14 protein-coding genes, 1 tRNA gene and 1 other RNA gene are annotated in these 13,023 nt (G+C 63.1%); 6 read left to right on the top strand and 10 right to left on the bottom strand.

Annotated elements, in window-relative coordinates:
• The first annotated feature begins 43 nt into the window (after positions 1-43).
• Entirely contained in the window at positions 44-1,288 is a 1,245-nt protein-coding gene (gene tgt, locus BFN03_RS16625; protein WP_070379934.1) for a tRNA guanosine(34) transglycosylase Tgt, read from the top strand.
• A gap of 36 nt (positions 1,289-1,324) precedes the next feature.
• Here tgt and BFN03_RS16620 read toward each other — a convergent pair whose 3' ends face one another.
• The 5 genes from BFN03_RS16620 to BFN03_RS16600 form a co-directional block, all read right to left on the bottom strand.
• Positions 1,325-2,053: a queuosine precursor transporter gene (locus BFN03_RS16620; protein WP_070379933.1), complete on the bottom strand. Its 729-nt coding sequence runs from the start codon at positions 2,051-2,053 to the stop codon at positions 1,325-1,327.
• Positions 2,054-2,181: 128 nt separating this feature from the next.
• Complete coding sequence (locus BFN03_RS16615; RefSeq protein ID WP_070379932.1) at positions 2,182-2,793, bottom strand: RDD family protein; 612 nt, start codon at positions 2,791-2,793, stop codon at positions 2,182-2,184.
• Between the two features lie 144 nt (positions 2,794-2,937).
• Positions 2,938-3,891, bottom strand: a complete 954-nt coding sequence (locus BFN03_RS20670) for a hypothetical protein (protein WP_084385658.1) — start codon at positions 3,889-3,891, stop codon at positions 2,938-2,940.
• A gap of 138 nt (positions 3,892-4,029) precedes the next feature.
• Positions 4,030-4,974, bottom strand: a complete 945-nt coding sequence (gene gluQRS, locus BFN03_RS16605; RefSeq protein ID WP_070379931.1) for a tRNA glutamyl-Q(34) synthetase GluQRS — start codon at positions 4,972-4,974, stop codon at positions 4,030-4,032.
• An 11-nt stretch (positions 4,975-4,985) separates the two neighbouring features.
• On the bottom strand, positions 4,986-5,591 hold the full coding sequence (locus tag BFN03_RS16600; protein WP_070379930.1) for a TetR/AcrR family transcriptional regulator: 606 nt from the start codon (positions 5,589-5,591) through the stop codon (positions 4,986-4,988).
• Between the two features lie 185 nt (positions 5,592-5,776).
• Between BFN03_RS16600 and BFN03_RS16595 the strand changes: the two genes are divergently transcribed.
• Positions 5,777-6,289, top strand: coding sequence for a COG4315 family predicted lipoprotein (locus BFN03_RS16595; protein ID WP_070379929.1), 513 nt, complete (start codon positions 5,777-5,779; stop codon positions 6,287-6,289).
• A 128-nt stretch (positions 6,290-6,417) separates the two neighbouring features.
• Here BFN03_RS16595 and BFN03_RS16590 read toward each other — a convergent pair whose 3' ends face one another.
• The 3 genes from BFN03_RS16590 to BFN03_RS16580 all read right to left on the bottom strand — a co-directional run bounded on the left by BFN03_RS16590 (position 6,418) and on the right by BFN03_RS16580 (position 8,430).
• Positions 6,418-7,488, bottom strand: a complete 1,071-nt coding sequence (locus BFN03_RS16590) for a beta-propeller fold lactonase family protein (RefSeq protein ID WP_084385657.1) — start codon at positions 7,486-7,488, stop codon at positions 6,418-6,420.
• Positions 7,489-7,790: 302 nt separating this feature from the next.
• Positions 7,791-7,878 (bottom strand) — tRNA-Ser (locus tag BFN03_RS16585).
• A gap of 57 nt (positions 7,879-7,935) precedes the next feature.
• On the bottom strand, positions 7,936-8,430 hold the full coding sequence (locus BFN03_RS16580) for a hypothetical protein (RefSeq protein WP_070379928.1): 495 nt from the start codon (positions 8,428-8,430) through the stop codon (positions 7,936-7,938).
• Between the two features lie 137 nt (positions 8,431-8,567).
• Between BFN03_RS16580 and ffs the strand changes: the two genes are divergently transcribed.
• Together ffs and BFN03_RS16570 are read left to right on the top strand one after the other, a co-directional pair.
• Positions 8,568-8,662: signal recognition particle sRNA small type (ffs, locus tag BFN03_RS16575), an RNA gene on the top strand.
• 44 nt (positions 8,663-8,706) lie between these two features.
• On the top strand, positions 8,707-10,005 hold the full coding sequence (locus BFN03_RS16570) for an aminotransferase class I/II-fold pyridoxal phosphate-dependent enzyme (RefSeq protein ID WP_070381006.1): 1,299 nt from the start codon (positions 8,707-8,709) through the stop codon (positions 10,003-10,005).
• A gap of 12 nt (positions 10,006-10,017) precedes the next feature.
• Here BFN03_RS16570 and BFN03_RS16565 read toward each other — a convergent pair whose 3' ends face one another.
• Positions 10,018-10,365, bottom strand: coding sequence for a YidH family protein (locus BFN03_RS16565; RefSeq protein ID WP_070379927.1), 348 nt, complete (start codon positions 10,363-10,365; stop codon positions 10,018-10,020).
• A gap of 222 nt (positions 10,366-10,587) precedes the next feature.
• Here BFN03_RS16565 and BFN03_RS16560 point away from each other — a divergent pair, with 222 nt between their 5' ends.
• Both BFN03_RS16560 and BFN03_RS16555 read left to right on the top strand, forming a co-directional pair.
• Positions 10,588-10,998, top strand: coding sequence for a DUF7144 family membrane protein (locus BFN03_RS16560; RefSeq protein WP_070381005.1), 411 nt, complete (start codon positions 10,588-10,590; stop codon positions 10,996-10,998).
• Positions 10,999-11,034: 36 nt separating this feature from the next.
• Complete coding sequence (locus BFN03_RS16555; RefSeq protein ID WP_070379926.1) at positions 11,035-12,393, top strand: hypothetical protein; 1,359 nt, start codon at positions 11,035-11,037, stop codon at positions 12,391-12,393.
• Between the two features lie 51 nt (positions 12,394-12,444).
• Here the strand turns inward: BFN03_RS16555 and BFN03_RS16550 are convergent, their stop codons facing one another.
• Entirely contained in the window at positions 12,445-12,906 is a 462-nt protein-coding gene (locus BFN03_RS16550) for a PaaI family thioesterase (protein WP_070379925.1), read from the bottom strand.
• Positions 12,907-13,023: the final 117 nt, after the last annotated feature.

Below are 13,023 nucleotides of genomic sequence, written 5' to 3'. Positions count from 1 at the left end.
GGCGATGCGTCGTCGGAAATGCCGCTCGTGATTGGATACACCCGTGAATGCCGAAGTCCCGACCCCGCCCGATCCGTTCTTCACCGTTCGCACCAGGCTCGACGGGCAATTGGGCCGGACCGGCACCATTCACACTCCGCATGGTGATATCGCGACACCGTCGTTCGTTGCTGTGGGTACCAAGGCCACGGTGAAGGCTGTACTGCCTGAGAGCATGAAGGAGCTCGGCGCCCAATCCCTGCTCGCCAATGCGTACCACCTGTACTTGCAGCCCGGTCCGGAGATAGTGGACGAGGCCGGGGGCCTGGGCCAGTTCATGAACTGGGACGGTCCGACCTTTACGGACAGCGGCGGGTTCCAGGTGATGTCGCTGGGAGTCGGCTTCAAGAAGGTCCTCGCGATGGAAGCAGTCGGAGTGCAGTCGGACGATGTCATCGCGAAGGGCAAGGAGCGACTCGCAACCGTCGACGAGGACGGCGTCACGTTCAAGTCTCACCTGAACGGCTCACGGCACCGGTTCACCCCCGAGATATCGATGCAGATCCAGCATCAACTCGGCGCCGACATCATGTTCGCGTTCGACGAACTCACTACGCTCCTCAACACCCGCGGATACCAGGAGCAATCGGTCGAGCGGACCCACGCGTGGGCGGTGCGCTGCATAGCCGAGCACGAGAAGCTCACAGCTGAGCGCACCCACCGGCCCTATCAGGCGCTGTTCGGGGTCGTCCAGGGCGCTCAGTACGAGGATCTGCGCAGGCAGGCGTGCCGGGGGCTGGAGTCGATCACCGGGGAGAGCGGCCGCGGCTTCGACGGGTACGGCATCGGCGGCGCGCTCGAGAAGCAGAACCTGGGCACCATCATCCGTTGGTGCAACGAGGAGTTGCCCGAGCACAAGCCGCGACACCTGCTCGGTATCAGCGAGCCGGACGACTTCTTCGTTGCCATCGAGAACGGTGCCGACACGTTCGACTGCGTCAACCCGTCACGTGTCGCACGAAATGCGGCGATCTATCATCCCGACGGCCGATTCAACATCAACACCAGCCGCTTCCGGCGTGATTTCACACCGATCGACGAGAACTGCGACTGCTACACCTGTGCGAATTACACCCGCGCCTACATCCATCACCTGTTCAAGGCCAAGGAGATGCTCGCGGCCACGCTGTGCACCATCCACAACGAGCGCTTCACCGTGCGGTTGGTCGATCAGATTCGCGACAGCATCGACGGCGGGTACTACGCCGAGTTCAAAGCCGAGACCCTGGGCCGCTTCTACCGGCCGTGAGGTGGCAGAACAAGTTCTGCCGCCTCACCGGAGGGGTCAGAGCTTGTACGTGGGTTCGCGCTTCTTGATGAAGGAAATGACGCGGTAGGTGATCGGCATGACCAGCACCTCCACCAGGGTCTTCCACAGGAAACCGACGATCACGTAGTTGATGAAATCGCTCCACGTGTTGATGCCGATGGCGCCTGCGGCGATCGCGCAGAAGATCAGTGTGTCGACGAATTGAGAGACGACGGTGGAGCCCAAGAGCCGCGCCCACAGGTGCTTTTCCTTGGTGCGCTCCTTGATCATGACCAGCGTCAGAGAGTTGAGCATCTGCCCCACGAAGTAGGCGGTCAGCCCGGCCAGCAGCAGCCGTGGGTACACGCCTACGACCGATGCCAGGGCTTCCTGGTTCTCGTAGAAGTCTGCGGCCGGCAGTTCGATGAGGATCCAGAAGCAGACGGCGGCCAGAATCAGTGCGCCGAAGCCCAGGTAGATCGCCCGCCGGGTTGCCTTGAAGCCGTATACCTCGCTGAGGATGTCTCCGAGGATGTAGGCGAGCGGGAAGAGGAAGAATCCGCCGTCGGTGATGATCGGCAGAATCTGCAGCGGTCCGATGGTCAGCGAGGAATCGCTGAGGAATGCGACGCCCTTCGTCGCGCTGATATTGGAGATCAGCAGTGTCGCGGTGAAGAGCGCGACGATCGTGGGGTAGTAACTCCGGCTGACATGCGCGAATGTCGCGTGTTGCGTTTGCTGGGTCTGCTGATCTATGGCTGTCACGCCGTCATCCAAGCACTTGTGGGTGCACGGGCGCGAATCAGGTCGCGGGTGAACGTACCTTTTGTCCGATTGCTGTCGGATCGCGGGGTACGTTCACCCGCGGGTGACGAGGCGGTGAAGTGGACCCGTCAGCCCTTGACGACGCGCGTGCCGCCGGCAATCTCGTCGTGCTTACCCTGCTTGGTGGGGCTGGTGCCGATGGTCACGAGGATCACGATCAGCACGACGAGTTCGGCCAACCCGAACAGCAAGCCGATGATCGGCAGCGAGCCCAGTGCGCTGAGGATGTAGAAGCTGTTGCGCACCAGAGACTGCTGCTGGGTCGGTAACCCGCCGTCCGGTCCCTCGACTCGTAGCCCCAGGAGCTGCTTGCCGAGGGTTCGCCCGCGAGTGGTCTCGAGGAACACGAAGTAGCCGAGGAACGCCGCTGCTGTGACGATCCCGCCGACGATCCCGCTCAGAAACGAATCGAGGGACAACGTGAGCATTACGGTGACGATCCCTGCCGGAATACCGACGATCAGTGTGTCGATGATGCGCGCGCCGATGCGGGGAAGCAGCTCACCCGGGGTGGACGAGTTGTATCCGAAGTCCGGTGCCGAGAACTGCCGGGTGTAGAACTGCTGAGCAGAATCGAACTGCGGAGGCTGCCCGCCGAACGGTGGTTGCGCCTGGCCGTACTGCTGCTTCCCGTACTGCGGCGGTTGCTGTTGGTTCGGATCGAATCCGCCAGTGGTCATGTAATCCCCCTCGAATCGCGAGTCTTGATTATCTCGTGTGACGCCGAGCACCTTACGCAAGGGGGGTGAGTGGCTCGAGGGGTGGGCGCAATAAACGGGTGGGTGCACCCTCGCCGACGGCGGAGGTGCACCCACCCGTGGGTGTCAGGCCGAGACGAAACGTCCGGTGAGCACCCTGTACGCGTACGTCGACGCGATGATCGAGATCGGGAGTGAGACGAGAAGCCCGACAATGAGCAGGAGTGCCCCGACGATGTTGATTCCGACCAGGGCAAGTGCCAGCAGCAGTACGGAGCCGAAGTTCTTCCCGATCACCGTGACACTCGATTTGATGGCGGTGAACGCATCCTCGTTCTGGTCGATGATGAACTGCAGCGTCCACCAGGTGAAGAAGACCACGATCAGGCCCGGGATGATCAGCAGGATCAAGCCGATGGTCGTGGCTATGCCGATGAGCAGGCTGGCGATGATGATCGCGCCGACGTTGTTGAACTGGAAGAACGAACCGAAGGCTGGTTTGTTCCCGTCGACTTCGTTCAGCGAGCCTCGCACGAGTGCCGCGTTGATCAGGTAGCCGACGATGGTGGTGACCACCGTGCCGAAAATGCCCCACGGCGAGAACACCTCGCCTACGTCGGACGCCGGTTCGACGCCGGTGAAGATGATATTCAGTGCAATCTGGATGACGGCCGCGATCAACAGGATGCCGATCCAGACGAGCGCGTTGTCCTTGAACTTGTTCCAGCCGTAGCTGATCGCGGCGCCTACCGAGAACTGACCGGGCATCTGCCCGGACATTCCGTAATTCGGCAGCGGCGGCGGCGGTGGATATCCGCTCGGAGGTGGCGGTGGATAGTTACCCGGCGGCGGGTAGTTGCCGGGCGGCGGGTAGTTTCCTCCGGGCGGTGGATAGCTACCCGGTGGCGGTCCCTGCGGTGGCGGGTAACCACCCGGCGGCGGGGGAGGATATCCACCGGGAGGCGGCCCCTGCGGTGGCGGCGGGTAGCTCCCGGGGGGTGGAGGATTGTCCTGTGGAGGGCGATCCTGCTGGCCGCCGTCCCCCGGTTCCTCGTTCGGGTCCTGTCCACCTGTCGTCATGTAATCCCCTCAGCAAGATTTTGGTGCTCCCGAGTGACACATAGACACTACTCGGCCCGTCCTTCGCTTGCCGTCTGTTGGCATGGCAAGTTGTCTGGTTGCCATCGGTGATGTCTCCGGGTTTGCCAAGGGCGATCGTCACGGTGTTGGAGGTTTGAAGATCCACGGCTGGCGTGGCAACCCGTCGGGCTCGAAGCGATCGAGGAGGATCGCAAGGTCCACTCCCTCGCCGCGAACCGCAAGACCCAGTGATGTCGCCAGCATGCCGAGAACCTGGTTGGCGTTGTGTCCCAATGCCTTCAGTTCTGCCAGGGTGACGGCGCCGTCGCGTTTCGCCAACCGCTTGCCCTCGTCGTTGAGGGCGAGCGGCACGTGGGCGTAGGTGGGTGCGGCCAAACCGAGGAGTCCTGCGAGATAGGCCTGTCGGGGCGCAGAGGACAGCAGATCATCCCCGCGCACAACCTGATCGATCCCCTGGTCGGCGTCGTCGACGACGACTGCGAGGTTGTAGGCAGGTGTTCCGTCGCCGCGACGCAGCACGAGATCGTCCACCACTCCCGAGAAGCCGCCATGCACGACGTCGTCGATGCTGAAAGATGTGACGGCAGCACGCAGTCGCAGCGCGGGTGGTCGCCCGCTCGAGCGTCGGGCTTCTCGTTCTTCGAGCGTGAGGTTGCGGCATGTCCCGGGATAGGCGCCCTGCGGCGCGTGGGGAGCGGAGGCTGCCTTCAAGATCTCCTTTCGCGTGCAGAAGCACTCATAGGTGAGGCCCGCGGCGCGAAGTCGTGCAATGGCGTTGTCGTAGAGGCGGAGTCGATGTGATTGCGACACCACGGCACCGTCCCAGTCGAGGCCCAGTTCGGCGAGGTCTGACAGTTGCCGCTCCCGCGCGCCCTCGCGGACCCGGTCGAGATCTTCGATGCGCATCAAGAAGCGTCGCCCGGTCGACCGGGCGAACAGCCACGCCAGCAGCGCGGTTCGCAGGTTGCCGAGATGTAGATCTCCGGATGGGCTGGGCGCGAAGCGTCCCGCACCGGCAGCCCGATGTGACAGTGGTTCGTTCTGACGAGACGAATGTGACATCGGCCGAGCGGTCAACTGGCCAGTTCGACCGACGACAGGAGGTCGGCGCCCTGCAGAATCATTGCTATTTGAATGTCGAGCGCGTGCTCGAGGTACTCGGACGGGTACAGCGCGGGGCTGCCGATTGCGTCGAGGGCGAGGCCGTCGACGGTAGCGAGCAGAAGTGCTGCACGGGTTTCCGCTTCCGGAATACCGATCCTGATCAGCACGGCAGACAGGCCGGTTCGAATGGTGAACAGTGTCTTACGGCGCACCTCGGCGAGCGACGGCGATGTGGCAGCCCGCACCGCGAACGCCGCCATGACATGTGCTTCCCGCGACCTCGCCTCATCGAGTGGAAGCAATTGGGACATGGCCGAGAACAGGGCCTGCGCGGGGTCTCCGCTGTGGTCGACGGCCTTCAGTCGCATCAGCAGCTTGTCGACGAGGTTGCGCAGGGCGAACACGAACATCTCATCCTTGGTCGAGAAGTGATGCTGCACCGCACCGATAGAGACACCGGCTCTCTTGGCGATTTCGCGGACGCTCGCGCCCTCTAGACCGGACTCGGCCGCGACGTCGAACAGTGCCGAGGCCAGGCGTTCTGGGCTGGTGGACGAGTATCGGCGTTCACGCATGCTTGGCACACTACTTACGTCATGGTTGGACGCGCATACACATCACTCGAAGTGCTGGCGCCGACGACGAACTTCGGGTGAACTGTATGCGCGGGTTCGTGCAGGTTCCCTCAGCTCTTCTTGACACGCAGGGGCTCGCTACATCGCAGTTGCACAGAATCAATTGCACAGAATGAGGACTTGCCATGAGACGAACATGGGTACTGGCGGCGATCGCCGCCGCCAGCCTGACCTTCTCGAGTTGCGCCTTCGACGCCACCGATTCCGGGACTACCGGCGGAGACGCCCCGGTATCGCCCACACCCACGTCACCGCCGGCCGAGGCCGGTGAACCCGTTCTGATGATGGGTGCGACGACGCTCGGGGAGGTCATGGTCGAAGACGGCGGCATGACTGTCTACGTATATGACAGGGACGAAGTGGGTTCGGGCGCCAGTTCGTGCGAGGGCGCCTGCCTCGAGGCGTGGATACCGGTCACCAGCGTCACCGAGAACCCCACGGTCGAAGGGCTCGGGGACGTCGTCATCGACACCATCCCGGCGGCGGACGGCACGCACCAGCTCACGGTCAACGGGCGTCCCGTCTACCGATACATGGACGATACGGAGCCCGGCGACGCATTCGGGCAGGCCGTTGGGGATGTGTGGTGGACCCTGGACTCAGCGGGTAATCCGGTCACGACGGTCCAAGGCGAGTAGCGGGGCGATTTCCCCAAGAGAACGACAGTGGCCCCCGATCCGGCGATCGGGGGCCACTGTGCGGAGAAAGGCAGGGGAACTGCCCCGGGCTGGCGGTATCCATCAGTCCCGTCGTCTCGACAGTGTCGTCAGGACGACCCCAAGGACCCGAGGCTGCCGAAGGGCGATGGCGTCGGCTCGATCTCGATTACCGATACCGAGTCGGAGTTGCGGTTGGTGACGTACGCCCGGGTGCCTTCGTCGTTGATTGCGATCCCGGTTGGGCCCGAGCCGACGTTGATGGGGGTTCCCGTGACGAGGTTGGTGGCGGTGTCGATCACCCATACCGTGTCGAAGGCGTTGTTGGTGACGTAGGCGCGGCTGCCGTCGGGGGTGAACGCCACTCCGACCGGATACCCGCCGACGTTGATCGGGAATGCGGTGACGAGGTTGGTGGCGGTGTCGATCACCGAAACCGTGTCGTACTCGATATTGGTGATGTAGGCGCGGCCGCCGTCGGGCGTGATCGCTACCGCGGCCGGCCCGTCGCCGATGTTGATCGTGTCGGTGACGGCATTGGCCTTGGTGTCGATCACCGCCACCCTTTCATCGCTGGCCACATACGCGAGCTTGCCGTCGGGCGTGATCGCAATCCCGTAAGGACCGTCGCCGACCTCTATGGGGTCTCCGGTGGTGAGGTTGGTTTCGGTGTCGATCACCGACACCGTGCCGCCCTCGTCGTTGGTGACGTAGACGTGGTCGCCGTCGGGGGTGATCGCTACGCCCCACGGGCCGCCGTCGACGTGGATCGGGGGTCCCAAGACGTTCTTGGTGGCGGTGTCGATCACCGACACTGTGCTGTCTCCCTTGTTGGCGACGTAGGCGAATTTGCCGTCGGGGGTTATCGCCACACCGTACGGACCTTCACCGACGTCGATGTTGCGGACGACGATGTTGTCTGCGGTATCGATTACCGACACCGTGTCATCGTGCATGTTGGCGACGTACGCGAAGTCGCCATCGGGGGTGATCGCCACCCCGCGCGGCCCGTCGCCGACGCGGATGGGATCGGCGACAGTGTCGGCGTGCGCGGCCGGTCCGGCCGTCAGCATCAGGCCCGCCGTCAAGGCTGTGGCGAGCGCGGCGGTGCGCCGTCGGATGCGCGACCCCGTATCGGGGGCGCTGCTACAGACAGAAGGGGCAACATCGGTGTGCGGCATCGTGCTCCGACTCCTTCGTTCAGAGAGAAGTCGACGGAGGCGCCGACATCTCAACGGGTACGCGCAGGGCAGCGATCGTTCAAAACTGAACGGACCGTTTGCTCGGGTGAGGACTGTACGGCACAAACCGGAACAATGTGGACGTTTGTCCAGGCTGGTTGGAGTGGGGGCGAGCATCGCTCGATCTCACGATTGCCGGCGGCGCTGGACAGTCTCGGCTGTCTTCTCGGCAGTCGGTGTTGCATGAACAGAAAAGAACCCCCTGCGATCTGAACAAGTCCAGTTCACAGGGGGTTCCCTCGTGGCGGAGGATAGGGGATTTGAACCCCTGAGGGCGTTAACCCAACCCGCGTTCCAGGCGAGCGCCATAGGCCACTAGGCGAATCCTCCGTCCAGGAGCATACCCAACGACGCGGCAGACTGTTAAACGGCCCGGCAACTGGCTGTTTATGTCCAGTTCAACTGGTTCAGAACATGCTCTGCGAGGGGAACGGAACGTTCGCACGACCGGTCCGGGTTCGTGATTGCATCGAGGCCGAACTTCGTCTCGATCGACAATGTGCCCGCCTCCGTCGTCGTCTCGAGTACGCAGTGGTACTTGCTCTCGGCGAGCACTCGGCTCTCGAGTCCGCCGACATCGAAGGTGCGCAACGAGTCGCCGGAATCCGGTGCGTCGGTCGTGCTGATCGTCACAGTGTTCAGCGCCTCGGCCACCCCCCAGACGCAGGCGCGGCGGTCCTCGTGTTCGGCTGTGGTGCCTTCGCCGGCTCCGGCGGTGAGCAGCGGGGCGAGCGTCTCCGCGTCGGCCAACGTGCACGGCTCGGCTGCGTCCCACTGCACTGCAGCGGAGTCGTCCGCTTCATCGCTGCCTCCGCCACATGCCGAGAGTGTCGTCACGACCGCGGCGAGGGTCACCGTAAATGCTGCCTTGTTCGAATACATCCTGATTCCGCCCTGATCCTCTTATGCCGAAGGTGGTCAAATGCGGGCGACGGTAGCACTGGCCGTGGTCAGCAGCGCACCGTCGGGCCGGAACCGGGGTGGATCTCACTGACAGAGCAATGGCGTCTACAATTTGAAGTGGATCCCGCGCGGCGCGCATCCTGTGAACTCCCCCAGGGCCGGAAGGCAGCAAGGGTCAACGGGCTCTGCCGGGTGCGCGGGGTCCTCTTATCTTTCGCATTCTCCTCCGGCGATGTCGGTGAAAGGCCGCTCCTGATGCCCAAACAAGCTCAGATCGGGTTGATGAGCCATGAGGAACTTGTTGCCGAGCACGCCCGTCAGACTGCCAACTACGAGCAACTGAAGACCGAGAAGCTCGCACTCGACCTCACCCGCGGCAAGCCGTCGCCCGAACAGTTGGATCTGTCGGCCGAATTGCTGAGCCTTCCGGGCGGCGACGACTTCCGCGACGGTTACGGAACCGACTGCCGCAACTACGGGGGCCTGGCCGGTCTGCCCGAACTGCGCGCGATCTTCGGTGAGCTACTCGGGATTCCCGTCGAGAATCTCCTCGCAGGAGGCAATGCGAGCCTCGAGATCATGCACGACGTGGTGGTGTTCTCACTGCTGCACGGCAACCCGGACTCCCCACGACCCTGGTCCCGAGAGGCCAAGGTCAAGTTCCTTTGCCCCACGCCCGGATACGACCGCCACTTCGCGATCACACAGTCCTACGGCATCGAGATGATTCCAGTGCCGATGCGCCAGGACGGGCCTGACGTGGCCGTCATCGCGAAGCTCGTCGCTGATGATCCGGAAATCAAGGGCCTGTGGGCGGTTCCGAACTACTCGAACCCCACCGGGGTCGTGTACTCGGAGGAAGTGGCGCGGGCTTTGGCGTCCATGCCGGCGGCAGCCCCCGATTTCCGACTGTTCTGGGACAACGCTTACGCCGTCCATCCCGTGGTCGGGGAGGCAGCACCATCACTGGACATCCTCGGGATGTCCGCGGAGGCTGGGCATCCGAACCGCCCGCTGGTCTACGCGTCCACGTCCAAGATCACGCTCGCGGGCGCGGGTGTCAGCTTCTTCGGCGGCTCTACCGAGAACCTTGCGTGGTACCAGAAACATCTGGGCAAGAAGACCATCGGACCGGACAAGCTGAACCAGCTACGGCATCTACGTTTCTTCCGGGACGCCGAGGGTGTGCGAGCGCACATGGCCAAGCACCGCGAGATCCTGGCTCCGAAGTTCGCTCTGGTCCGGAAAATTCTCGAGGATCGGCTCGGGGCGTCGAAGGTGGCGTCGTGGACCGAGCCGAAGGGCGGCTATTTCGTGAGCCTGGACGTCGTCGAGGGCACCGCCAAGCGTGTGATCGCCCTCGCCAAGGATGCGGGAATCGCGCTGACAGCCGCGGGGTCGGCGTTCCCATACGGTGTCGATCCAGAGGACAAGAACATTCGTCTTGCCCCGAGTTTCCCGTCCATCGACGAACTCGACAAGTCCATGAACGGCGTCGCGACGTGTGTGCTGCTCGCCGCCACCGAGTCTCGTCTCGCCGAGGTCGCTCGCTAGAAAGTCCGAGCGTCAGATCAGGACCAGGACGGCGATCGTGGCAAGCAGGATCACCACACCCGCGGTCCCGATCGCACCGATTGCGGCCGGCGCGAAGACCCCGGCTTGGATTTGGCGGCCCACGTTCCGGTACCGGAACGTCCCATAGGCCGACACCAACAGTCCCGCAACGATGAGGATCAGGCCTGACGCCACCGCGTTTCCGCCACGATCGGGTGCGAACTTCGCGACCGCGACACCGATTGCGGCAACGCTCATGCCGGTCCGCAGCCACGCGAGGTATGTCCTCTCGTTGGCGAGATGGTCACGCGCGACACTGCCGACGTTGGGCTGGGTCTCGCCACCGATATTGCGCTTCACGCCGCCTCCTCCTGTTGAAGACTAGTCCAACACGCTCTGAGGCTCTGTTGTTTGCTCGTGCGTATTGGTGAAGCGCCCGGATCGTTCGACTTTGGCCGACTCGTGACCGCCAAATATCGCGAAACTCGTTCCACAGTTGCCAGTCGTGGGTCATATTGGAGACATCGGACTGCCGAACCGGAGAAGTTTGTGCCGGTCACCCGTGATCGGGAGGGGACTGTCGTGACCGAGGATTCGAGCGTCAAACAGGGATTCGCCCAGGGGGCGTCGCTTGCCGCGGGGGTTCTTCTCGCAACGGTAGGTGTTCTTCAGGCGATGCAGGGTATTGCGGCAATCGCGCGGGACGACATCGTGGTTGTCGGTTCCGACTACATCTACACCTGGAGCGTCACAGGGTGGGGCTGGGTGCATCTCGTGATCGGTGTCCTGATCGCGGCGACAGGTTTGGCTTTGATCGCCGGTGCAGCCTGGGCGAGGGTTGCCGCGATCGTCATCGCAGGGTTGTCGATCATCGTCAATTTCCTGTGGTTGCCCTACTACCCGTGGTGGTCGATGGTGATCATCGCACTTGATGTGGTTGTCATTTGGGCAGTGTCCACATGGGATTCCGAACGAGCTCGGAGCCGCGCCTAGGGGCGGCAAGGGTCGCTACCTGATCGGGGCGATTCGATGACGGCTGCCGGAGCTGACGAACCACTTGATGAGTCGGAGCGCGCTGAACTCGAACGCCTTCGACGGGAAGTCGCTGAGCTTCGTAGCGAGTCCGGTAAGGAACCGGCGCCATCCGGTGGCGAGCGGTTGCCCGGTCACCCGGCGCTCCGCTGGACTGCAACGGCGCTACTTCTGGTTCTGGTTGCGGCGCTGGGATTTGCGGCCGTTCTCGCACAGTTCACGCGCGGCGAGGTGCTCGATACCGATCGCTACGTGCAGACGGTCGCGCCTCTGAGCTCGAATCAGGTGCTGCAGGACGAGCTCGCCGACCAGGTCACCGACGAGCTCATGACTCGCTTGGACGTCGAAAACGTCACCGCGGAGGCATTGGTATCGATCACCGAGAACGCGGAGAGGGTTCCGGATGTGGTGGTCGGGTTGGCGCCGGTAATCGCCGATCAGGCTAGGTCTTTCGTGCGAAACACAGTGGGATCGTTTGTGGCTTCCGACGAGTTCGAAGCTCTCTGGATCCAGGCCAACCGCGCAGCACATGAAAGTCTGGTTGCGGTACTGACGGGCGACACACGGGCCGCGTTGGAGATCAGCGACGAGGGTACCGTCAGCATTTCGCTCGCTCCGATCATCGATCGGGCCCGTACGATTTTGACCGAACGAGGCTTCACCTTCGCGGACAATATCCCCGCGATCGACAAGTCGTTCGTGCTGTTCGAGTCTCCCGAACTGGTGAGGGCACAGAGGGTGACCTCCGCGTTGGACACGGCCGCGGGTGTGCTGCCATGGTTGACCCTGCTCGCGGCTGTTGGTGCCGTGTGGGTTTCGCCCAAGGGCCGACGCCGAAAGGCCGTTGTACTGGTCGGAGTCAGCCTTGCCATTGCCATGGCGCTACTGGCTGCCGCGATCGCGATCGGCCGGTCGGTGTACCTCGGCGCCGTGCCCGCGGATGTTCTCTCCCCACAGGCGGCGGCGGAGTTGATCGACATCCTCCTTGTACCGTTGAGAACCACGGTACGAGCGGTGTTCGCGCTGGCTGTGGTGATTGCGATAGTCGGGTATGTAACGGGTTCATCGGATTCTGCGGTCGCGGTGCGCGGAGCGTACAGCAAGGCCGTGGATGCGGTGAGGACGCCGAAAGACGGTCGTGACCCTTACCCCGTCGAGTCCGTGGTTGCCCAGTTCCGCATTCCTCTGCGAGTGGCAATCATTGCGATTGCGGCGATGACACTCGTGTTCTGGAGATACCCGTCCGGCATGGTCGTGGTGGTGACGGTCCTCATTGCCGTGGCCGCTCTGCTCGCAGTGGAACTCGTGGCCCGCCCCGCATTGGGCGAACGGGATGTCGACGAAGTGAAGGTATGAGATCAACTTGGGCGCATCACGCGCATGCCCGTGCTGTTGGGGACAACTGCCTTACACGCTCGAAGGGAACACCATGCACGTGGTCGTTGCGTGTGCCACCAGCTTTCCGTCTGCATTGGTAATTTTCCCTTCGGCCGTGGCGGACCGCCGGCCGAGATGTACCACGTTCCCGATCCCGGTCAGTCTGCCGCCCGCAATCGGAACCGGCCGAATGTAGTTGACCTTCAGTTCCAACGTCGTGTACGACGTCGCCGGGGGTAAAGAGGAATGGACGGCGCACCCCATCACCGAGTCCAGCAATGTTGCCGAGATTCCTCCATGCATCGTGCCCAGCTGATTCGCAAACAGCGCTCGAGGCTCGAGCGACATCACCACTCGGCCTTCGTCGAGCGAGTCGATCGACAAACCCAGCAGCTTCCCGATGTTCGGTTGCCCGTTTTGCGTCGACTCGAGATGCCGGAGAACCTCCAGTCCTGTGGCTGCGGCGAAGTCGAATCCGGTGTTCTCGGTCAAAGAACCCCCTCGTTGTGGACGGCACGGATGCCTTGTGACACTTGGAATAGTTGGTCTGGAACGCCCCTGCCAGGCGAGAGTAGCGTTGAAACGGAAGCGGCGTCGGCACAACAACGA

It is taken from the genome of Rhodococcus sp. WMMA185 (genome assembly GCF_001767395.1).
In the GTDB taxonomy this organism is placed as follows: domain Bacteria; phylum Actinomycetota; class Actinomycetes; order Mycobacteriales; family Mycobacteriaceae; genus Rhodococcus_F.
The sequence above is the reverse complement of the archived record's forward strand: the minus strand, read 5'-3'. Positions and strand labels throughout refer to the sequence as shown.